General features: G+C 71.5%; 23 protein-coding genes. 9 read left to right on the top strand and 14 right to left on the bottom strand.

The window, feature by feature from the left end:
* Positions 1 to 190: 190 nt before the first annotated feature.
* Complete coding sequence (locus ACZ6TI_RS45145; RefSeq protein WP_465351467.1) at positions 191 to 712, bottom strand: GNAT family N-acetyltransferase; 522 nt, start codon at positions 710 to 712, stop codon at positions 191 to 193.
* Positions 713 to 754: 42 nt separating this feature from the next.
* Here ACZ6TI_RS45145 and ACZ6TI_RS45150 point away from each other — a divergent pair, with 42 nt between their 5' ends.
* Positions 755 to 1,042, top strand: a complete 288-nt coding sequence (locus ACZ6TI_RS45150) for a DUF5808 domain-containing protein (protein WP_465351468.1) — start codon at positions 755 to 757, stop codon at positions 1,040 to 1,042.
* A gap of 22 nt (positions 1,043 to 1,064) precedes the next feature.
* On the opposite strand, the gene ACZ6TI_RS45155 is transcribed toward ACZ6TI_RS45150, so the two are convergent.
* On the bottom strand, positions 1,065 to 1,787 hold the full coding sequence (locus ACZ6TI_RS45155) for a PP2C family protein-serine/threonine phosphatase (RefSeq protein ID WP_465351469.1): 723 nt from the start codon (positions 1,785 to 1,787) through the stop codon (positions 1,065 to 1,067).
* 76 nt (positions 1,788 to 1,863) lie between these two features.
* On the opposite strand from ACZ6TI_RS45155, the gene ACZ6TI_RS45160 reads away from it, so the two are divergent.
* Positions 1,864 to 2,784 carry a LuxR C-terminal-related transcriptional regulator gene (locus ACZ6TI_RS45160; RefSeq protein ID WP_465351539.1) on the top strand — a complete coding sequence of 307 codons (921 nt, stop codon included), beginning with the start codon at positions 1,864 to 1,866 and terminating at the stop codon, positions 2,782 to 2,784.
* Here the strand turns inward: ACZ6TI_RS45160 and ACZ6TI_RS45165 are convergent.
* On the bottom strand, positions 2,762 to 3,811 hold the full coding sequence (locus tag ACZ6TI_RS45165; protein WP_465351470.1) for a zinc-binding dehydrogenase: 1,050 nt from the start codon (positions 3,809 to 3,811) through the stop codon (positions 2,762 to 2,764). The two genes, ACZ6TI_RS45160 and ACZ6TI_RS45165, sit on opposite strands and share 23 nt — an antisense overlap.
* Positions 3,812 to 4,767: 956 nt before the next feature.
* Here ACZ6TI_RS45165 and ACZ6TI_RS45170 point away from each other — a divergent pair.
* From ACZ6TI_RS45170 to ACZ6TI_RS45180, 3 genes are read left to right on the top strand one after another with little or no spacing between them, the layout of a single operon-like run.
* Positions 4,768 to 7,155 (top strand): Tex family protein, encoded by a 2,388-nt coding sequence (locus tag ACZ6TI_RS45170; RefSeq protein ID WP_465351471.1) that lies wholly within the window; start codon positions 4,768 to 4,770, stop codon positions 7,153 to 7,155.
* A gap of 22 nt (positions 7,156 to 7,177) precedes the next feature.
* Positions 7,178 to 7,888, top strand: a complete 711-nt coding sequence (locus tag ACZ6TI_RS45175) for a DUF427 domain-containing protein (RefSeq protein WP_465351472.1) — start codon at positions 7,178 to 7,180, stop codon at positions 7,886 to 7,888.
* 36 nt (positions 7,889 to 7,924) lie between these two features.
* A complete protein-coding gene (locus ACZ6TI_RS45180; protein ID WP_465351473.1) occupies positions 7,925 to 8,275 on the top strand; it encodes a hypothetical protein in 351 nt (116 codons plus the stop codon).
* Here ACZ6TI_RS45180 and ACZ6TI_RS45185 read toward each other — a convergent pair.
* The 5 genes from ACZ6TI_RS45185 to ACZ6TI_RS45205 all read right to left on the bottom strand — a co-directional run bounded on the left by ACZ6TI_RS45185 (position 8,270) and on the right by ACZ6TI_RS45205 (position 13,208).
* On the bottom strand, positions 8,270 to 8,509 hold the full coding sequence (locus ACZ6TI_RS45185; RefSeq protein ID WP_465351474.1) for a hypothetical protein: 240 nt from the start codon (positions 8,507 to 8,509) through the stop codon (positions 8,270 to 8,272). The genes ACZ6TI_RS45180 and ACZ6TI_RS45185 overlap by 6 nt on opposite strands.
* A gap of 252 nt (positions 8,510 to 8,761) precedes the next feature.
* Positions 8,762 to 9,631 (bottom strand): cytochrome c biogenesis CcdA family protein, encoded by an 870-nt coding sequence (locus ACZ6TI_RS45190; RefSeq protein WP_465351475.1) that lies wholly within the window; start codon positions 9,629 to 9,631, stop codon positions 8,762 to 8,764.
* Positions 9,632 to 9,634: 3 nt separating this feature from the next.
* Positions 9,635 to 10,117, bottom strand: a complete 483-nt coding sequence (locus ACZ6TI_RS45195; protein ID WP_465351476.1) for a redoxin domain-containing protein — start codon at positions 10,115 to 10,117, stop codon at positions 9,635 to 9,637.
* A complete protein-coding gene (locus ACZ6TI_RS45200) occupies positions 10,114 to 11,583 on the bottom strand; it encodes an NADH-ubiquinone oxidoreductase-F iron-sulfur binding region domain-containing protein (protein WP_465351477.1) in 1,470 nt (489 codons plus the stop codon). The genes ACZ6TI_RS45195 and ACZ6TI_RS45200 overlap by 4 nt, the downstream gene beginning before the upstream one ends.
* Positions 11,580 to 13,208, bottom strand: coding sequence for a translation initiation factor III (locus ACZ6TI_RS45205; protein ID WP_465351478.1), 1,629 nt, complete (start codon positions 13,206 to 13,208; stop codon positions 11,580 to 11,582). The genes ACZ6TI_RS45200 and ACZ6TI_RS45205 overlap by 4 nt, the downstream gene beginning before the upstream one ends.
* 508 nt (positions 13,209 to 13,716) lie before the next feature.
* On the opposite strand from ACZ6TI_RS45205, the gene ACZ6TI_RS45210 reads away from it, so the two are divergent.
* The 3 genes from ACZ6TI_RS45210 (at position 13,717) to ACZ6TI_RS45220 (ending at position 15,974) form a co-directional block, all read left to right on the top strand.
* Positions 13,717 to 14,448 (top strand): hypothetical protein, encoded by a 732-nt coding sequence (locus ACZ6TI_RS45210; RefSeq protein ID WP_465351479.1) that lies wholly within the window; start codon positions 13,717 to 13,719, stop codon positions 14,446 to 14,448.
* Positions 14,449 to 14,506: 58 nt separating this feature from the next.
* Positions 14,507 to 15,286 (top strand): caspase family protein, encoded by a 780-nt coding sequence (locus ACZ6TI_RS45215; protein ID WP_465351480.1) that lies wholly within the window; start codon positions 14,507 to 14,509, stop codon positions 15,284 to 15,286.
* Between the two features lie 79 nt (positions 15,287 to 15,365).
* Positions 15,366 to 15,974 (top strand): DUF3455 domain-containing protein, encoded by a 609-nt coding sequence (locus tag ACZ6TI_RS45220; RefSeq protein ID WP_465351481.1) that lies wholly within the window; start codon positions 15,366 to 15,368, stop codon positions 15,972 to 15,974.
* On the opposite strand, the gene ACZ6TI_RS45225 is transcribed toward ACZ6TI_RS45220, so the two are convergent.
* On the bottom strand, positions 15,961 to 16,659 hold the full coding sequence (locus ACZ6TI_RS45225; RefSeq protein ID WP_465351482.1) for a PP2C family protein-serine/threonine phosphatase: 699 nt from the start codon (positions 16,657 to 16,659) through the stop codon (positions 15,961 to 15,963). The genes ACZ6TI_RS45220 and ACZ6TI_RS45225 overlap by 14 nt on opposite strands.
* 22 nt (positions 16,660 to 16,681) lie before the next feature.
* Here ACZ6TI_RS45225 and ACZ6TI_RS45230 point away from each other — a divergent pair, with 22 nt between their 5' ends.
* Positions 16,682 to 17,083: a DUF6461 domain-containing protein gene (locus tag ACZ6TI_RS45230; protein WP_465351483.1), complete on the top strand. Its 402-nt coding sequence runs from the start codon at positions 16,682 to 16,684 to the stop codon at positions 17,081 to 17,083.
* Positions 17,084 to 17,088: 5 nt separating this feature from the next.
* On the opposite strand, the gene ACZ6TI_RS45235 is transcribed toward ACZ6TI_RS45230, so the two are convergent.
* The 5 genes from ACZ6TI_RS45235 to coaD all read right to left on the bottom strand — a co-directional run bounded on the left by ACZ6TI_RS45235 (position 17,089) and on the right by coaD (position 20,767).
* Entirely contained in the window at positions 17,089 to 17,562 is a 474-nt protein-coding gene (locus tag ACZ6TI_RS45235) for a GNAT family N-acetyltransferase (RefSeq protein WP_465351484.1), read from the bottom strand.
* Positions 17,559 to 18,224, bottom strand: coding sequence for a PH domain-containing protein (locus ACZ6TI_RS45240; RefSeq protein WP_465351485.1), 666 nt, complete (start codon positions 18,222 to 18,224; stop codon positions 17,559 to 17,561). Before ACZ6TI_RS45240 ends, ACZ6TI_RS45235 begins: the two co-directional genes overlap by 4 nt.
* Positions 18,221 to 18,613, bottom strand: a complete 393-nt coding sequence (locus ACZ6TI_RS45245; protein WP_465351486.1) for a MarR family winged helix-turn-helix transcriptional regulator — start codon at positions 18,611 to 18,613, stop codon at positions 18,221 to 18,223. The genes ACZ6TI_RS45240 and ACZ6TI_RS45245 overlap by 4 nt, the downstream gene beginning before the upstream one ends.
* Positions 18,614 to 19,136: 523 nt before the next feature.
* On the bottom strand, positions 19,137 to 19,994 hold the full coding sequence (locus tag ACZ6TI_RS45250) for a methyltransferase domain-containing protein (protein WP_465351487.1): 858 nt from the start codon (positions 19,992 to 19,994) through the stop codon (positions 19,137 to 19,139).
* Positions 19,995 to 20,362: 368 nt separating this feature from the next.
* Positions 20,363 to 20,767: a pantetheine-phosphate adenylyltransferase gene (gene coaD / locus ACZ6TI_RS45255; protein ID WP_465351488.1), complete on the bottom strand. Its 405-nt coding sequence runs from the start codon at positions 20,765 to 20,767 to the stop codon at positions 20,363 to 20,365.

Genomic DNA, 20,767 nt, shown 5'->3' on the forward strand with positions numbered 1-20,767 from the left:
ACTGAGCGACCACGCGACAGCGAACGCGGCCCACCGAGCGAGCGATAGCACAGCAGCTGAGTGCGATCAGTTGAGGAGGCCGGCGCCCCGGCTCCAACGCCCTCCTGGTCGATGCCGGGTCCGTCGTTGGGGCCCGGCACGGGCGGCGCGGTCGAGCCGGTGGTGCGGACCGGATGGTCGGTGACCCGGGCTAGCGCGGCGCGCCGAGCCAGTCCCGGGCGAGCAGGCCGAACAGCAGGTCGTCGGTCCACTCGTTCTTGATCCAGGTGTGTTCGCGGCGGTGGCCCTCCGGCCGGAAACCTACCCTGGTCAGCAGCCGGGCCGACGCCTCGTTGCGGGCGTCGCATTCGGCCGAGACCTTGTGCAGGCCGCGCACCCGGAACAGGTGGTCGAGCATGCCGCGGACGGCTTCGGTCGCATAGCCCCGACCGTGGAACGAGGGCGCCAGGGTGAAGCCGATCTCGGCCTGCATGCGGTTCTGGTGCGTGTGCACGCCCAGGTCGCCGATCATCCGATGGTCCTCGGCGCGCTCGATCGCCCACTGGAACCAGCCGGGCTCGTCCGGGTCGCCGGCGGCCAGGTCGGCGGCGGTCGTCGACGGGTTCCAGTCCTGGTAGCGCGCGATCTCCGGTTCGGCGCGATAGGCCGCCAGCGTGGCCTGGTCAAGAGCGCGGAAGCGGCGCAGTGCTAGGCGTTCGGTGGCGATCAGCACGGACGAAGGATACGGCTGGCAGCGCCGTCGTAGGCTGATCGGATGTTGACCCGCATCGTGGCAGTGGGCGCCGCCGTCCTGGCCGGCGCCGCCGTCAAGAAGGAACTGGACAAGCCCGTCGACCAGCGTGATTGGAACGGTGACGTGGGCGGGGTGCCCTACGACTTCCGGTCGCCCACCCCGGACAAGGTGGTCCGCTCGGTCTGGGACCCGGACAACCCCAAGATCGTCGGGAAGATGCCGTTCGGGGTGGGGTGGAGCATCAACTTCGCCCGGCTGGCCAAGATGGCCCAGGCGGCCACCCAGCCGCCGGCGAAGAAGGCCGACTAAGAAGGCCGGCGAAAAAGGCCGGCTAAGAAACCGCGTCGATGTCGGCGACGATGACCGTCACGTTGTCGGGCGCGCCGGCCTCGAGCGTGCGCTGCACCAGCTCGGCGGCGCACGTCTTGCGGTCGTCGTGCGCCCGCAGCGTCGCCGCGATCACCTCGTCCTCGACATAGTCGGTGAGGCCGTCGCTGCAGAGCAGGAAGCGGTCACCGGCGTGCACCGGGATCATCCGGCCCGCGGGCCGGAACGTGCCGCCCTGCACGGCCTGGGTGACCAGCGCCCGCTGCGGGTGCCGGCGCGCGTCCTCCGGGCTCAGCACACCCTGGTCGACCAGCGCCTGCACATAGGTGTCGTCGCGGGTCAGCTGCGACAGGTCGCCGGCGCGCAGCAGGTAGCACCGGGAGTCGCCGACGTTCAGCGCGGCCACCCGGTCGCCGGCCAGCAGCAGCGCGGTCACCGTGGTGCCCATCCCCTCGCGGGCCTCGTCGTCCGCGACCGCGGCCTCGATCCGGCCGTTCGCGATCTCCACGGCCTGGATCACGTCCTGCAGCGGCTCGTCGCCGCCCGGCTCGCCGTCGACGGTGCTCAGCGCCTGGACCACGATGTCGCTGGCCAGCTCGCCGGCGGGCAGGCCGCCCATGCCGTCCGCGACCACCATCAGGCGCTGCCCGACGAACACCGCGTCCTCGTTGTTGGACCGCACCAGGCCCTGGTCGGTCGCGGCGACCGCGCGGATGACAAAAGTCATGTGACCAGAGTGCCAGCGACCGGGTTCGGTGTCTCTAGTACCTGTTACGTAGGGTTGAGTGGTGATGCCGGTGCCGATGGTGGGACGCGAGGCCGCGCTGCGGGAGCTGCGGGAGGCCTGGGCGCGTGTGCGGCGCACCGGGCGCACGGTGCCCGCGGTGATCACCGGGCTGCCCGGCACGGGCAAGACCGCGCTGGTGGCGGCCGCCGCGCCGCAGGGCGCGATCATGGGTTCGGCGCGGCTGCACTCCCCGGCGCCCTATGACTGGCTGGCCGCCGCGCTGGCCGGCCGGGACACCTCGGGGCTCAGCCTGCCACCCGACGCGCTGCGCTGGTTGGCACAGGATCCCGATGTCCCCCGGGAGCGTTACCCTCCCGACGCGCTGCTGCGGATCGCCGTGGCCACGGTGCGCGAGCTGGTCGGCGGGGCTCCGCGCGTACTCGTGGTGGAGGATCTTCATGCTCTTGACCCGGCGAGCCTCAACCTGATCGCCGAGCTGGCCACCGCGGACCTGCCGGCCCTGCTCCTGGTGACCAGTCAGCCACCCGACGCGGCGGTGTCTCCGCTGCTCACGGCACGCACGCTGGCGCGGCTGTCGGGCGTGCCGGGTGCGGTGCGCCACCACCTCAACGCTCTCGACCCGAGCCAGGTGGGTCAAATTCTCGACCATGTGTACGCCGACCGCACGCTCACGCCCGGCGTCGCGGAGGCGGTGTGGCGGCGCACCGGCGGCAACCCCTATCGGCTGACCGAGCTGCTGGCCGTGGAGGGCGCGAACGGCCCGTCCGGGCTGATGCCCAGTCCGGATCTCACCGCGCGCGAGCGGGAGGTGCTCGGCCTGCTGGTCGAGGGCATGTCGAACAAGCAGATCGCCAGCGCGCTCGGCATCTCGGTGCGCACGGTGACCGTGCACGTGTCCAACGTGCTGCGCAAGACCGGCGCCGCCTCCCGCACCGAGGCGGCGATGATGGCGATCAGGGCCACAGCAGCGTCTTGATCGACTTCCGGCCGTCCATCGCGCGATAGGCATCGGTGACCTGCTCCATCGGCAACCGCAGGTCGAAGACCGCGGCCGGGTTGAGCGCGCCGGAGAGCACGCTGGGCACCAGCCCGGGCAGGTAGTGCCGCACCGGGGCGACCCCGCCGGCCACCCCGATGTTGGCCGAGAACATGTGCTGGATGGTGAGCTTGGCGCCGCCGAGCGGGACGCCGACGTAGCCGATCCGGCCGCCGGGGCGCACCGACGCAAACGCCTGCGCCATCGAGGTCTCGGTGCCGACGCACTCCAGCACGCAGTCCGCGCCGATGTCACCGAGCAGGTCACGCAGCACCGCCGCGCCGTCGTCGCCGCGGGCCGAGATCACGTCGTCCGCACCGAACCGGGTGGCGATGACCTGCCGGTCGGTGTGCGACGAGAAGGCGATCACCCGTTCGGCGCCGAGCCGCCGGGCGGCCAGCACGGCGCACAGCCCGACCGCGCCGTCGCCGACCACGGCCACCGTGCTGCCCTTGCCGACGCCCGCGGAGACGGCCGCGTGATAGCCGGTGGACATCACGTCGGAGAGGGTGAGCAGCGCCGGGATCAGGGCGTCGTCCGGCCGTTCGCGGGTCGGGTAGAGCGTGCCGTCGGCCAGCGGCACCCGCAGGAACCGGCCCTGGGCGCCGTCCAGCACCCGGCCGTCGGGGTCGGTGCCGCCCCACCACTGGGCCCGCACGCACGAGGTGGTCACCCCGTCGAGGCAGTGGCGGCAGGTGTTGTCGCTGATCGAGAACGGTCCGATCACGAAGTCGCCGGTCCGGAGCGTGGTCACCTCGGCGCCGATCTCCTCGACCACGCCGACGAACTCGTGCCCGATCGGATGCGGGTCGGCGGGCGGCCGTGCGCCACGCCAGGTCCACAGGTCGGAGCCACAGACACAGGCCGCGACCACCCGTACGACGGCGTCGGTGGGCAGCGCGATCACCGGATCGGGCCGCTCCTCCCATCGGACGTCACCCTTGCCGTGCCACATCGCCGCATACACGATTCCGACCCTACGTGGATGGTGGATTCATGGCCCGCAGAATGTCGAGTGCCAAGTGGATCATGGTCTCTTCGGCCCTGTCCAGCAGGGCCGGGACTTCCGTGAGTGACGCGCCCGGGGTGTCCAATGAGATCAACGGCGGCATCTACTTCCATGCGGTGATCCAGGGGCGCGACCATCCCGGACGCACTGCAGGACAAGAGCCGGCTCTTCCGGAGCGTCCTGAGCGCCTACGCGGATCAGGGACGCCGCATCCTGCTGGTGGTCGACAACGCGTCCGCCGCGGACCAGGTGATCCCGCTCCTGCCCAGCGACGACCGGACCGCCGCCCTGGTCACCTCGCGGCACACCCTCGACCTGGGCCGCCACCACGTCCGGCGAAGAGGCTCCCGTTCGCGCTGGCCCGGTTCCTCAACGCACGCCGCCGGCACGACCAGCTCATCTCCTCCACGGCGGTGGCGCTGGAAGCGGGCCAGCGCACCCACGATCCGGCGGCGATCCGGGCGGATCGACGACGCGATCGCCGTCCACGACGAGCAGCTCGAGATCGGCCGGAGCCTCGCGGAGCCCGAGGTCCAGGCGGCCGCATCGTCAGGTCTCGGGACTGCCTTACATGAGGCATGGGCGCTTCGACGAGGCGGCCGAGGCTTACGAGCCGGCCGTTCGCCTTCACCGGGAGTCGGGTGATCTGCGGAGCCTGGGAGCCGAGCTGGCGAACCTCAGCGCGGCACTGAAGTGGCGGGTCGCGACGCCGCGGCTCGCCGCCGCATGGGACAGGCGGTCAAGGCGTTCACCGACGCGGGCGATCGGTACTCCGCGACCCGGGCGAGAGCATTGCTGGGTCAGGTCTGCGACGTGCCGCGTCCCACCGGACGACGATCGTCACGGGTGATCATCTTCTCGCCTTGAGCGGGGCGGCGCGACAACCCGTGTCCGGCTCAGTCACAATCGCTGCCGTGACGACCACGATTCATCAGCGCATCGCGGAAGAGCTCGGGGTACGGGAGAACCAGGTGACCGCCGCGGTCGACCTGCTCGATGGGGGCGCCACGGTGCCGTTCATCGCCCGCTATCGCAAGGAGGTCACCGGCACCCTGGACGACCAGCAGCTGCGCACCCTGGAGGAGCGGCTCGGTTACCTGCGCGAGCTGGAGGAACGGCGCGCCGCGGTGCTGGAGTCGATCCGGTCGCAGGGCAAGCTGGACGACGCGCTCGAGGCGCAGATCCTGGCCGCCGACTCGAAGGCGCGGCTGGAGGACATCTACCTGCCGTTCAAGCCGAAGCGCCGGACCCGCGCCATGATCGCCCGTGAGGCCGGCCTGGAGCCGCTGGCCGATCTGCTGATCGGCGACCAGGCGCGCGACCCCAAGGTGGAGGCGGCCGCCTTCGTGGACGCGGACAAGGGCGTCGCGGACCCCCAGGCGGCGCTGGACGGCGCCCGGGCGATCCTGATCGAGCGCTTCGGCGAGGACGCCGACCTGATCGGTGAGCTGCGCGAACGCATGTGGACCAAGGGTCGGCTGGCGGCCAAGGTGCGGGAGGGCAAGGAGACCGAGGGCGCCAAGTTCGCCGACTACTTCGACTTCGCCGAGCCGTTCCCCAAGCTGCCGTCGCACCGGATCCTGGCGATGTTCCGCGGCGAGAAGGAGGAGGTCCTCGACCTCACCATGGACCCGGCCGCGGAGCCGGACGTGGAGGACCGGTCCTATGAGGGCGCGATCGCCGGCCGTTTCGGCATCGTCGACCACGGCCGGCCCGGCGACAAGTGGCTGGCCGACACGGTGCGCTGGGCGTGGCGCACCCGGATTTTGATCCATCTGGGCGCCGACCTGCGGGTGCGGCTCTTCCAGGCGGCCGAGGACGAGGCCGTGCGGGTGTTCGCGGCGAACCTGCGGGACCTGCTGCTGGCCGCGCCGGCCGGCACCCGCGCCACGATGGGCCTGGACCCGGGTTTCCGCACCGGCGTCAAGGTGGCCGTGGTGGACGGCACCGGCAAGTGCGTGGCGACGCACACGATCTATCCGCACGTGCCCCAGAACAAGTGGGACGTCTCCATCGAGATCCTGGCCGCTCTGGCCAAGCAGCACCACGTCGACCTGGTCGCGATCGGCAACGGCACCGCCTCGCGGGAGACCGACCGGCTCGCCACCGACCTGATCAAACGGCACCCTGACCTGAAGCTGACCAAGGTGATGGTCTCCGAGGCGGGCGCGTCGGTCTACTCGGCCTCGGCGTACGCGTCGCAGGAACTGCCCGGCATGGACGTCTCGCTGCGCGGTGCGGTGTCGATCGCCCGCCGCCTGCAGGACCCGCTCGCCGAGCTGGTGAAGATCGACCCGCGCTCGATCGGCGTCGGGCAATATCAGCACGACCTGTCCGAGGTGAAGCTGTCCCGTTCGCTGGACGCGGTGGTCGAGGACTGTGTGAACGCGGTCGGCGTGGACGTGAACACCGCTTCGGCGCCGCTGCTCACCCGGGTCTCCGGGATCGGCGCCGGGCTGGCCGAGAACATCGTGCTGCACCGCGACGCGAACGGGCGGTTCAGCTCACGCGAGGCGCTGAAGAAGGTGCCGCGGCTCGGCCCGAAGGCGTTCGAGCAGTGCGCCGGCTTCCTCAAGATCCCGGACGGCGACGACCCGCTGGACAACTCGTCGGTGCACCCCGAGTCGTACCCGGTGGTGCGGACCATCCTGGCCGCGGCCGGCGGCGACCTGAAGACGGTGATCGGCAACAGCCCGCTGCTGCGCGCCCTGAAGCCGACGCAGTTCGTCACCGACGCGGTCGGCCTGCCCACGGTCACCGACATCCTCAAGGAACTGGAGAAGCCGGGGCGTGACCCGCGGCCGCAGTTCACCACGGCGACGTTCGCCGAGGGCGTGGAGAAGATCGCCGACCTGCGACCCGGGATGATCCTGGAGGGCGTGGTGACCAACGTGGCGGCGTTCGGCGCGTTCGTGGACGTCGGCGTGCACCAGGACGGGCTCGTGCACGTGTCCGCGCTGTCCGACACGTTCGTGAAGGACCCGCGCGAGGTGGTCAAGTCGGGTGACGTGGTCAAGGTGCGGGTGGTCGAGGTGGACGAGGCGCGCAAGCGGATCTCGCTCACCATGAAGCTCCAGGACAAGCCGCGCGACCAGCGGCCGCCGCGGGAGAAACGCGACGAGCGCCCGCGTCAAGGCCAGGGCCAGGGCCAGGCTCAAGGGGGCCAGCCGCGGCAGCAGCGCCAGGGACAGGGACAGCAGCGCCAGGGGCAGGGGCAGCAGCGGCGCCCGCAGGCCCCGGCGGCGTTGCAGAACGACGCGATGGCCGAGGCGCTGCGGCGAGCCGGTCTGGCCAGGGACTGACCGGCGGCGTATACCGGGAGGCATGGCCGTCTTCGCACCACCGCCGCCGTCCGTCGAGCCGACCCCGCGCCGCGTGCGGGTGCGGCTCGGCGACCGGGTCGTCGCGGACAGCACCCGGGCCCTGCTGCTCGTCCAGTACGGCCCGGGCGTGCTCCCGACCTACTACCTGCCGCTGGCGGACGTCCGGCCGGGCGCCGTCGTGGACGAGCGGGACGGCCGCTGGTCGGTGGTCGCCGGTGACCGCCGGTCCGCCGCCGCGGCCTGGCACAACGACGACTTCCCCGAGCTCAAGGGCCATCTCACGTTCTCCTGGGACACGCTCGAGTGGTGGGAGGAGGACGAGCAGGTCTTCGTGCACGCCCGCGACCCGCACCACCGGGTGGACGCGCTGCACAGCTCCCGGCACGTCGAGGTGTTCATCGGCGGCGAACGGGTGGCGGACAGCAGGCGGCCGGTGGTGCTCTTCGAGACACACCTGCCGACCCGCTACTACCTGCCGTTCGAGGACGTCCGCACCGACGTGCTGACCAGCAGCGAGACGGTGACCAGATGCCCGTTCAAGGGCGTGGCGCGATATTGGTCGCACCCGGAGGTGGCCGACGTGGCGTGGAGCTACCCGGAGACCATCCCGGAGAATCCGAAGATCCGCGGCCTGCTCGCGTTCTACGACGAGCGCGTGGACGTGGTCGTCGACGGCGTCCCGCAGGACCGGCCACAGTCACCGTTCGCGTGAGGTCGCGGGGGGTCGTTTGGGGATACCATCTCCGCCATGGAGCCGGCGGATCGGTTCGACGCGCTGATCGGTGACTTGATCACCGTGGACGGTGTGTCGGCGCCGGCCGGTGGGCGTCGGCTGGGCGCTCAGGCACTTCGTTATCAGGGGCGGATCATCGCGATGCTGGCCGGCGGCTGTCTCACCGTCAAGCTGCCCCGGGCGCGGGTGGACGAGCTGGTCGCCGACGGTCATGGTGGCCGGTTCGAGACGACCCCGGGCACGCGGCTGCGCGAGTGGTTCGTGCTCGCGCCGCACGCCCGCGTCCCGTGGCTCGACCTCACCAAAGAGGCGCTGTCCTATGCGCAGCAGCCCGGTCGGAGTGGCGCCCGCACCTCGACGTCATAACGGGTGGCGGCGAACGGCGCCGAGGACGCCGGCCCAGCAGGCGGCAGTCGCCCAGCGCGCGGCGTCCCCGCCGGTCACGGCTCCACCAGGTCGATGTCGTGGATCGCGATCCGATAGGGCGGGCCGCCGCGGCTCACTGCGGGCGGCCATGCCGAGCACCGACCGGCCCACCTCGGGCGCCTGCCCGCCCAGCGTGATCGTGCCGAGCGGCTCGCCATCGCGGGCGAAGGTCACCCCGCCCGCCACCGAGTGCAGTTGCGCCGACGAGAGCGGGCCGCGCTCCTGCCCATCCCGCCGGAGCCCAGCCGGCCCAGCAGCCGGTTGCGCCCCAATCGGGACGAGTCGGTCGCGAGCAGCGGCCGCACTCGGTGCTCTGTGTCCATGCGCCTACCGCCGCCACAGGTCGGCGTCGACGTCGGCCGACGACGAACTCAACCGGTTCAGTTCAATTCCGGCGTTGATCATCCGGCTTGCGGTGGTCATCGGTCAGCGTCCGTCCGCGACGAGGGCCGGCTCGCGGTCGCCGGGCCGGCGCGGCGCCGACCGGACCAGGACGGCGGCGGCGCCCAGCAGGACCAGCAGCGCGACGACCAGCCACGGTGCGCCGGCGCCGCCGACCAGGGCGGCCAGCCACTGCTGGACGCGGCCGGCCGCGTTGACGATCGGGTCGGTGCCGGCGATCCCGCGGTCGGCGGCCACCCGCAGTTCGTAGGCGCCGTACCAGGCCACATAGGCGCCGGTGATCAGCAGGACCAGGCCGCCGATCCGGGGCGTGACCGCGGCCGCCCGGCGCAGGCGGGTCAGCACGGACGTGCGGACCAGGGCGACCGCCACCGCGGTCAGCCCGACCACCAGGCCCATGCCGGCGGCGTAGAGCACGAACAGCAGGAGGCCGTCGGTCAGCGAGCCGGCGATCACGATGGCCAGGAAGGGGCCGATCGCGCAACCCAGGGAGGCGATCGCATAGACCATGCCGAACACGACGGTGGACCGGAGCGAGCCGGTCAGCCGGGGCGCGGGCAGGCCACGGCCGGGCGCCGGGAGCGAACGCCCGGCGGCGAGCCAGGCGCCGGCCAGGGCCAGCGCGGCGCCGAAGACCACGGTGAGCCAGGGCAGGCGGGGCAGCAGGACACCGGAGAGCGGGGTGAGCAGCAGGCCGAAAACGCCGAAGACCAGCGCGTACCCCAGGGTGAGAGCGAGGGTGCAGCGCAGTGCGCGGCCGACGGCCGCGACGGATCCACCGGGCCGGGCCGGGTCGTCCGCGGAGATCAACACCGACAGGTACGCGGGCAGCAGCGCGAACCCGCACGGGTTCACCGCGGCGAGCATGCCCGCGGTCAGCGCCAGCGCCCACACCGGTCAGCCCACCAGGGTCTTGACCTTGGCGGGCAGATCGACCGTGTCCAGGTAGCCGTTGGTGACCACCGTCCCGGCCTTGTCGAGCAGGACGAACGTGCTCTGCTGGGTGATGCCGAACTTGCGCCACACCACGCCGGCCTCGTCGTCCAGCGCGGGCACGTCCGGGATCTCCAGGTCGCTGACGAACTCCTTCATCTCCGCGTTGCTGCCCATGCCGGCGATGCCCAGGACGCCGAGCTTGTCGCCGTATTGCCGGCGGACCTCCTGCACGGTGGACGCCTGACCGGCGCAGGTCGCGCACCAGGGCGCCCAGAACCAGAGCAGCGCGGGCTTGCCCTTGAGCGAGGCCGCGTCGAAGGAGGCGCCGTTTATCATCGTCCCGCTGAACGCGAGCGTGTCCGGTCGTGGAGCCGCCGGCGCCTCCTTCGCCGGCGCGCAGCCGGCGACCAGGAGCACCCCCAGGAGCGCGAGGAGCAGCTTCACTTCGACGCCTCCGTGAGGCGCAGCGCCAGCGCCGGGCAGACGTTGACGGCCTTGCGCGCGCCGTTCTCCAGCCACGGCGGCAGCGGCGTCTGCGGGAACGCGGGGAACCCGTTGGCGTCCAGCCGGATGATCTCCGGCGCCACCGCCGAACACAGCCCATGACCGTCGCAGCGCGACCAGTCCACGGCCAGCTTCCGGGCGCCCTGATCGGCGTGGTAGGGCAGCGGCAGGATGCCGCGGACCTGCTTGCCGCAGCCCTCGCCGTTGGCGTGCGCCTCGACGTCGCGGGCGAAGACCTCGAGCGCGGAGAGCGCGAACCGGGACGTGCCGTCCGGGTGGCTGCACGCGCCCCGGCCCTTGACCACGCCGGCCGCGGCCCGCACGTTGTCCAGCGCGCTGCCGCCCAGCGCGACCAGCGTGACCGCGCGGGCCAGGTCGGGCAGGCCCAGCCGGCAGGGCCCGCACTGCCCGGCCGACTCCCCGGCCAGATACTGCGTGACCTGCGCGACCTCGCCCAGCGGGCAGGTGTTCGAGCCGATCGGGATGATCATGCCGGCGCCCAGCGTGCCGCCGACCGCGGCGAAGCCCTTGCGCGAGATCAGCACGGTCTGCGCGGCCTCGGCGCTGATCCACTTGCCGTGGTAGCCGCCGACCAGCAGGCCCGGGCCGACGTCGGCGCCGCACATGGTGAGGATGTCGATCAGCGGGGTGCCGGTGGGCGCCTCGATGACGGCCGGCGCGGAGGCCGAACCGCCCACGGTGAGCATCACCGTGCCCGGCTCGTCCGGGGTGCCGACCGCGTTGTACTCCCACGGTCCGAGCCGAGCGGCGATCGCGAGCTGCGAGTACGTCTCGGCGTTCGACAGCAGCGTGGGAAGCCCCATCACGCCGTTGTCGCTGGACCGCACCTTGCGGCCGGGCGGGATGTGCGCCTCGCCGTTGATGCCGCGGACCAGCGCGCCGCCCTCGCCGGAGATGAACCGGTGCGGCACGGTGACGATCCGGGTCGGCACCGGCATCCGGCGCTCGGCCAGCGCGGCGGCGAGCGAGTTCTGCCCGATGCCGTCGTCGGCGATGCCGATCACGATCTCCTCGGCGTCCAGGGCGGCGGCGGCGAGCGCCGCGCCGTCCAGGATCAGGTGCGGGCCGCGGGTCAGGATCGCCTTGTCCTTCCAGGACGGCGGCTCGCCCTCGGTGGCGTTGACCACGATCACCGGCGGCAGGTCCTGCCGGCGGCAGGAGTCGAGCACCGCGCGCACCTTGCGGGCGAACGGGAACCCCGCGCCACCCCGGCCGCGCAGTTCGATCCGGTCGGCGAGCCCGATCAACTCGCCGGACGACAGCGCCGCGAAACCACCGTGCACTTCCTGGTGAGCGACCAGGTCAAGCCTTCCGTACTCGTCGAAGCCCGCGGTGATCCGCGGTGTGCCGATGCTGGTGACCGGCGGGACCTGCTTCGAACTCACTGTGCCTCTCCCCTGAGCTGACGCCAGTACTGCGCGTCATCGAGCGCCTCGTCACTGCCACGTCCCCGGCTGCCGCTGCCGCCGCCTCGACGGGCCCCCCGGCCCGCCGCCCGAGGCGGCTCTTCCTGCTGTGCCTGCCGGCGGGCCCGGCGCGACGCCATGTCGACGAGCGTCGGGGTCTCGTCGGGATCCATGTAGTTCGCGTCGGACCGGTAGTTCGGGTCGGCCCGCACCCGCCACGCGTCGGTGGACGGGCCGGCCAGGTCGACGAACTCGCTGCGGCTGTGCCGGCCGGTGTCCGCCGGCCCGGGTGGCGGCGGTTCCTCGGCGGCGTAGCGGCGACCCCGCGGCGGCCGCTCGTCGTAGCGGTCGTCCTCGGCGTACCGGCGGCCGGCCGGCGGCTCCTGGTAGTCGTCCGCGGCGCGGCGGCGGCCCCGCGGCGCCTCCTCGGCGTACCGGTCCTCGTCGTAGCCGCGGCGGGCGCTCTCCACCGCGCGACGGGACATCTGGCCGGTCGGCTCGTCGTAGCGGTCGCCCATCGTGCGGCGCTGCCGGGGCGCGGCGACCCGGGGGTCGTCGACGTCGGCGTACCGGCGGCGGCGCGGCTCCTCGTCGGGGTACCGCTGCTCGTCGGGGTACCGCTGCTCGTCGGGGTACCGCTGCCCGCGCCGGTCGTCGTCGTAGCGGGGGTCGTACCGCGGGTCCTGCGGCGACCCGCTGATCGGCATGCCGCTGGCGGGCATCGCGCTGGCCGGCATGGCACTGGCCGGCATCGCGCTGCTCGGGGTCATCCCGGTGGGCATCGGGCTGATCGGCGACGGGCCGGCCGGCGGGCGCGGGCCCGCGGGCCTCCACTGCGCGGGGGCGACCGGCTCGGGTTCCGGCTCGCGGCGGCGGGGCTTGCGGACCGCCGGCTGGGTGGGCACCACCGCGCCGACCGGCTTCATGTTGCCGGTCGAGGTGGACGAGAAGTCCTTCTTGCGGTTCAGGCTGACCGAGAGGCGCACGGCCAGGCCGACCAGCACGGCCAGCACGCAGACCACGTAGCTGACGATCACCCAGGTGGCCGCGGCGCGGCCGGCGGCGAGGCCGTGCACCAGCGCGATCGGCCACATCAGGTACGAGACGGCGTGGATCGAGCGCCACATCCAGGGCTTGCCCTTGCCGATGAACTTGGACCGGGCGATACCCGTCCACATCACCAGCATCATGATCCAGCCGGACAGCGTGCCGAGACCGACATAGACCGTGTTGTACGGCGCCAGGAACGGCACCAGGATGTCGATGGCCCGGATGTGCTGTTCCATGTACTTGGTCCAGATGTGCACCGCCAGTGACGCGACCGCGATGACGCCGGTCGTGCGGTGCGCGGACTGCAGCAGCACCCGCTGGCGGATCGACAGGACCAGCCGGTCGGTGGCGACCAGTCCGATCATGATGGTGATCGAGAGCGACACGAGCGTCAGCACGCCCATGTAGAACTCGGAGTACACGAAGAAGTAGTAGTACCCGACGCGACCGAACGGGGTCAGCATCGCCGCGGCCCAGATGGCCGTGATGATCGAGACGGCGAGCAACGCCACCGACCACTTCGGCGGCGGCGTACGTCCACCGGTGGCGCCCATCGGCACATCCACACGATTGGCGGATCGTTGGTTGAGCTTCGTCCGAGCCATTGACTCCTCGTTCTCCGCAGCGGTGTCGCGTCCGTCGGTGGGCGGTCGGGACGCCGGCACCCGTGGGGGGTGCCCCGCGCTTCAGTTCTGGCGGGTCCGGGGGCCGCTTCTCTCCTTTGCCCGTTTGCACTCTCGGTTGCGGCCTGTTCGTGCCCTCCCCCATCTACGTAGGGCGGCCCGGTTCGGATGAACCGTTCGGCAGAACTTTGCGGCCGGTCTGGCGAGGCCCTGCTATCGCACTCCTTCCCGAGCGCGCTGACCTGCGGAGACATGGAGTCGAAACCCTGAGCTAAGGCAAAAATAAAGTCCCCGCCGGCAGTGAGCCGGAACACCGGCTGAACCATTTGGCCCGACCGTGCGAACTACTACGCGTGTGGGGGTTCTGACGCCTCTGCGTGAGGAGATGATTGCCGTGCGGCATCGCTTTGCTGCCCTGCTGCTCTCGAGTGCATTGACCATGACCATTGCGGTTCTGCTCCCGGCGCCGGCGCACGCCGAGGTCGACGGGGTGGACGTGGAGATCACGAAGCTGCCCGACGAGTTCGAGGCCGGCGACGACGCGGAGACCGTCGAGGTGGTGGTGTCCACCGACAACGAGGGCCGCTGCCAGAAGGTGCGCTGGTCGATGGTGCTCACCGTGGACGGAATCAGCCTCGACCAGGTCAAGGTGGACCGGATCGAGGACGACGGCTCGTTCCCGCTGCAGGTGCGCACCGAGGGCGACACCGCCCGGCTCACCGACGTGCGGTTCGACCCGGGGTCGCTGTGCCGCGGGCGTACGGTGACGGCCCGCTACCGGGTGGCGTTCGACGAGGACGCGCCCGAGGGCGAGGTCAGCTTCAACGCGCAGGCGTTCGACGCCCGGACGCAGTTGCTGGAGCAGGCGAGCTCGTCCAGCAAGATCCTTTCGGACGCCGAGCCTTCGCCCTCCGCGTCCCCCTCCCCCTCGCCTTCCGCGGAAGAGTCTGAGGAACCCATTGCCGCCGCCAACCCGCCGGCCGACGACAGTGGACTTCCGCTGGATCAGGCCGCCGCGGCCGGCAGCAGCACGCCGAGCCTGCTCGGGCCGGGCCTGATCGTCGGCGCGGTGCTGGTCTTCCTCGGCGTCGGGCTGCTGCTGCGAATCCGGCTGCGGAACCGGCGCCGGCCCAAGCCGGTCCACCAGTTCCCCGGATACATGCCCATGTGACACCACGGCAGTCGGATGAGTGACGGCGTGCTCGCACACCGTCCACCATCCTGTCCCGATGAGACAGGCACTCTGCATCGGGATCAACGACTACCCCGGCACCGGCAGTGACCTCGCCGGTTGCGTGAACGACGCCAACGACTGGGCCGAGGAGCTGGCCAAGCGCGGGTTCGGCACCGAGCTGATGCTGGACGCCCAGGCCACCGGGGACGGGATCCGGGACGGCATGCGGCGGGTGCTGCGGGCCGCCGGATCGGGTGACCTGGTCGTGATCACGTACTCCGGGCACGGCACCTGGGTTCGTGACGACAACGGCGACGAGCCGGACGGGCGGGACGAAGCCCTGGTGCCGCACGACATCGGCACCCGTGGGCCGCTGCTCGACGACGAGCTCCACGACATCCTCAGTGACCGGGCGCGCGGCGTACGGGTCGTGATGATCTCCGATTCCTGCCACTCCGGCACCGTCGCGCGGTTCGCGCCGTCCACCCGGACGGACGCCGACCGGGTGCGGTTCCTGCCGCCCGCGGTGTTCCTGGAGCCGGCCGAGGCCGCGCGGGCGGCGAAGATGCCGCGGGTGGCCGCCGGACGGCCCCGGCACGCGGCGCTGCTGATGTCGGGCTGCACCGACCTGGAGTTCAGCTACGACGCCCACTTCGACGGGCGGCCGAACGGCGCGTTCACCTATTTCGCCCTGCAGACGCTGCGCGAACTGCCCGCCGGGGCTTCCTATCTGCAGTGGAGCCGGGCCATCAAGGCGACCCTGCCCAGCCAGGACTATCCACAGTCGCCGGGCATCGACGGCACCCGCACGCAGAAATCCTGGCCCGCGCCATAGCGAAACTTATACACGCGCTAAACATCGTCTTCGCTAGGGTCGGTCCCGCCTGATGTCACCCACCGTAAGGACCTTGCTCGTGAAGAAGCGCACCTTCCGCATCCTGGCCTCGGTCAGTGCCGCAGCTCTCGGCGCTGTCGCCGTGACAGCTGGTAATTCCTTCGCCGCCGACAAGCCGGCCGCCGCGCCCGCTCCGGCCGCCGACCAGTCGGCCGCGCAGGCCGACGGTTTCGTCGGCGCCCAGCTCAAGGTGCCGGTCGACCTGGTGCCGCCGGCCGGCAACACGATGACCTCGGTGTTCAAGGCGCGCGGCGTGCAAAATTACGGCTGCACCGCGGCCGGCGCGTGGACGCTGAACGAGCCCGCCGCCGTGCTCACCGGCATCGAGCTGCGGCCGGTCAAGCGGGTCAGCGCGATCCACTTCCGCGGGCCGAGCTGGCAGTCGGACACCGACGGCACGCTGATCGAGGGGCAGAACCCGAAGTCCGCGCCGTCCGACACGCCGAACAGCATCCCGCAGCTGCTCGTCGAGGCGAAGCGGACCACCGGGGCCGGCACGTTCGGTGGCGTCACGTTCGTGCAGCGCCTGGCCACGGTGGGCGGCGTCGCGCCGGCCGGCGGATGCGCGGAGGGCCAGACGAAGGCGGTCAAGTACACGTCGGTCTACCGCTTCTTCAAGAAGAGCTGACCTCGATCACGACCGCGGTGGCGTTGTCGTTGCCGCCGGCCGTCAGCGACTCGTCCAGCAACTCGTCGACCGCGTCGGCCGGCGCGCCCGACAGCGCGGTCTGGATGCGCGCGTAGGGGACCTGCTCGGACAGGCCGTCGGTGCACAACAGGAAGCGGTCGCCCGCGTGCAGCGCGACGTTGAGCAGGTCGGGCTCGGGCGCGTCGGGGTGTCCGGCGAACCGGGTCAGGCGGTAGCGGGCGGCTCGGGCCTCGGCGGACTCGAACGCCCACCAGCCGTGCACGGCGCCGAGCCAGGCCATCGTGTGGTCGACGGTGAGCAGTTCGAGCAGTCCGGCGCGCAGACGATAGACCCGCGAGTCCCCGAGCTGAATGATCCACGCATTGTCATTTTCGGCCACGAACCCGGTCAGCGTGCACCCGGTGAGCCCGGTGGTGGTCTCCCCCGCGGCGAGCACGCGGCGCTGCACCTCGGCGACGGCCGCGCGCAGGCTCGGCGCGTCGGGACGGGCCGCCGCGCCGAACGTGTCGACCGCCGTGGTGCCGGCCAGGTCGCTGCCCTCGCCGTCACCCATGCCGTCGGCGACCACGGCCAGCCGCTTTTCCGGATGGACGCGCAGCTTGTCGTAGTTCGCGTCGTACCGGTTGCCGGTCACACTGCCGGCCGCCATCTCGAGGTCCGCCACGACGGCAGCCTACGCTGGCGGGGTGGACGATCTGGTGCAGGCACAGGCGTTGTGCGACCGGCTGGGCGAGAGCTATCACCTGCTCTACGTCCGGGGCGAGGCAGGCTGGTCGGTGACCAGATCAGAAACGGACGCGGCCTCGGCGTCGGCCCCCTCCGGCGAGGCCGTCGCGCTCTCCCGCTCCCCAGGACAGGCCCATTTCGGGTACGCGAAAAGCGGCGTCATGATCACCGCATTCGATCCGGGCTACCCGTCCCCGGAGACCATGTGGGGCTCCGATCCCGGGCATCTGGACCACCTCCTGAGCGCCCTGGGCCTGCGTGCGCCCACGGACGAGTTCGAGGACGGCTGGAAGGACTCCGACGCCAGGGTGATCGTGCTGGCCCAGCGCCTGACCGGCATCCGCCCGTCCGAGGTGCCCTGACGCTGTCAGTCGAGGGAGAGGTGGTGCTCGGTGATCTCGGTGTGGCGGGCCGTCGCGTACGCGACCTCCGAACCGATGCGGCGGAAGCCGCACTTCTCGAGGACCCTGCGGGAGCCCGCGTTGTCCTCGGCGACGCGGGCCATGATCGGCCGCACCGGCACCATGTCGAGCAGCAGCGTGAGCGCCCGGGTGGCGATCCCGCGGCCCCAGAACGGCCGGGCGATCCAATAGGTCACCTCGGTGTTGCCCTCGGCCACGAACGAGCCGATCGTGCCGGCCAGCTCGCCGTCCACCACGACCGCACGCACCAGCATCGTCGGGGCGGTGCGGATTCGGTGCATGTGGGCTTCGAACGCGACCCGGTCCGAGGGGTCGTCCGCGGTGAACGCGGCCATCCGCACCGCCTCGGGGTCGCGCATCATCTCGAAGATCGCGTCGAGGTCCCCGTCTTGCACCGGCCGCAGCCGAACCTCGGTCATGCCGGCACATTACCGCCCGGCGCGAGCTGCTCGTGCGCGACGCGCACCAGCCCCTCCGGATCGTCGGCGTGGAACCGGATCTGGGTGACCGGCCGCCCTCTGGTCTTGGCGATCCCGACCACCAGCGGCTCGCGCAACACCACGTCGACGCTGGTCTGACTGCCGACCCCGATCGACAGCACCCGCGCGGATCCGTCCTCCTCCACCTGGGTCTGCCCCTCCGGCGGAAGCGACCGCCGCCGCACCCGGACCGTCTCGACGGCCGCCCAGGGCACCGAAACGTCGACTCCCGGCCCGTTGCGGATGCGAAGCCCGAGCGGCCCGACGGCGTGCGGGTTGCGGATCATCATCGCCCACAACCCGACCATCCACACCAGACCGTAGATGCCGAGCACGAGCACCGCATCACGCACGGTGGCCCACCGCCACAGGATCACGTGCATCATCGGGACCTCGATCGCGGACACCCCGATCAGGATCCACAACACCATCCGCACCGCGCCGTGATAGGGAAACAAAGTGTCCCCGTCCCGCGCGGGCAGCGGCCGCCGGCCGACCCACCGAAACAGATCAGCCCAGAGCCGCACCTCATAACGCCAGACGAACCGGAGCCCGCGCCCGATCCGAACCCACCAGCCCCGACCGCGCTCCCCCGCCGTCATGTCCGCACCGCGGCTCTGGTGTCGATGCCGAGGTCCTGGAGGGTGCGGAGCACCTCGTCGAGCCCCGCCACGAACTCCTCGAACCGGGCCTTGTCCATCTTCCCGAACAACGCCCGAGCCAGCTCGACCTGCTCGCCCCGCTGCCGCTGCAGCCACTCGTCGCCCTTGCGGGTGAACGTCACGAGAAGCGCCCGCCGATCCGTGGGATGCGGCTCCCGGGTCACGAACCCACCGGCCTCGAGCCCGTCGACGAGCCCGGTGACGGTGCGCGCGCTGACCCCGAGGGCCTGCGCGAGTGCCCGCTGCGAGCTGGGCCCGGACTGGGCGAGCGTCCACAGGAGAGTCGCCCGGGAAACCGTCAGATCATCCTGAGCAAGGCTCGAAGTCATGTCGTGATTGAGCTGCACCACAAGCGCAAGCACCCGATCAAGCGCCGCAACATGCCGATCCCCCGCCATCCCGCCTCCAACCGTGAGCCCACCAGATAGTGATGCTTGCTCACTATTACATCACATCACCATGAGCGACCGCCACAGTCCTGAAGCCGCTAGGTCTGGCGGCGAGGTCGCGGCTCCGAGGCACGACATCTGCGGTCAGGACGAAGCGGGCAGGCCGCCCGATTGGGCGGTGACGGGCGCGGCCACGGCGCGGTCGAGGTCTGGCACTGAACGGTGCGGCGCGCACAGTCGTGGCCCGTCCGGCGCGGACAAGCGCAACGCGCGCAAGGTGCGCGCAGCGCGGACGGGTGCCGCACGAACGGTTGTGGCGCGGACGGGTTCCCGGCGGCAATCGGGCGCGGCACGGAAGGTCCGAAACGAACGGGCCGCGGCACGGAATGGGCCCAGCCCCAACGGGACCTGGCGCGGACAGGTGTGGCGTGGACGGGTGCGGCGGGATCAGGTCGGGTCAGGGTTAGAGGGTTGCGCTCAGGTAGGCGGTGGCGGAAGTGGTTCGGCGCGGGGTTGCGGCGGCCAGCTGGGACTCGATTTCGGATGTGAAGCGCTGCTGTTCCTGGGTGGTCAGGGTGGTGGTGATGGCCTCCTGGTAGGTCGGCGCCAGCGGGTTGGGGGCCGTGTTGCGCAGGACGTTCCAGTCGGCCGGCAACGGTGGGGCGGGGGTGTTGATCTCGGCTCGGTAGTCCAGCTTGATCTCGGTGAAGCCGGCCTCCGCCGTCCAGCGGAGGAGGTCTCGCTCGTCGAAGTCAACTATGACGGCCTCTGCGGTGTAGGCCGTCAGCACCTTGGCGATCAGGTCGCTCACCGGGGTCAGGTCCAGGCCCAGGAACGTTCCGGGTGCGTCTCCCGCCCCGAAGCTGTTGATCGGCTCGAAGATGGAGAGCCGGCCGCCCGGTCGCAGCACCCGGGCCAGTTCGTGGAAGCCCTGCGGCTTGTCCGGGAGATACATCAGGACCGAGCGGGTGGTTGCCACGTCCACCGACGAGTCGGGGATGCCGGCCAGGTCGTCGGCGGATGCGCGCACGAAGGAGCACCTCGGGTCATCGCCGGCCTCGCGGCGACATTCGTCCAGGAGGGCGTCGGAGACGTCGCTGAAGATGACGCGGCCGGACTTACCCACGCGTTCGAGCGCGCCGAATCCGATCAGGCCGGTGCCGGTGCCCACGTCGAGGACGACGTCGCCGTCGGTGATCGCGGCGCGCTCGAGCACCCCGTCACGAAAGGCGATCAACGACGGATGATGACCCTTTCGCACGCCCGGATCGCCGCCGTCGCGCCGCTGCAACAACCAGGAGGCCCACTTGTCCGTCGCCACCGCCTCACGCTAGCCCCATCCACCCGCACCCCGGCAGCCACGTTCGAACCAGCAACCCACATGCACGCCGACACACGCCGCCGACGTCGACACATCCGGCAACGACCGAAGCCCGCCGTCGAGAGCAAGGCCATCCGCCGACCGGTGCCCGCCGGAAGAACGTCGTCTGTCCACGGTCATGACCCACCGTGGACAGACCTGAAACTCAGTTCAGGGCGGGCGCCGACACCGTCTTGGTCACCTCCGGCACCCGCACACCGGCGCCGCGCGGACCACTCCCGGTCACCTCGATTCGTCGACCGGCCCGACCAGGGCTCCGGCTGCACCTGCAGCGGTGGGCTCTCGGAGCGCGCGGGGGCGGCGATCGGTCAGGTGTGGAGGGCTCTCATCACGGTGGAGGAGATCGTTGCCAAGTCGGGGCGGGCTGGGATCAGGAGGGTGGGGATGCCCAGGGTTTCGTTCATCGCGGCCAGGCGGGACTCCCCGATCAGGTCGGCGGCGTTGCGGACGCCTCGGATGATCACGTTTGCGTTGTGCTGGTGGCAGAAGGTGGCTGTCAGGCCCGCCCAGGCCGCCACCGTCACGTTGGTCCACGCCGGCGGGAGGTCGACCGTCCGCAGGCGCTGCTCCGGCGGCGCCGTCGGATGCTTTTCGGCGTTTATCGCCACCAGGATCGTCACCCGGTCGAAGAGGTGGCGCACCCGGTCGACCACGTCCCGGTGGCCGGGGGTGAAGGGGTCGAAGGTGCCGGGATAGACGGCGTGCGTCGCCAC

It is taken from the genome of Actinoplanes sp. NPDC051388 (genome assembly GCF_055586225.1).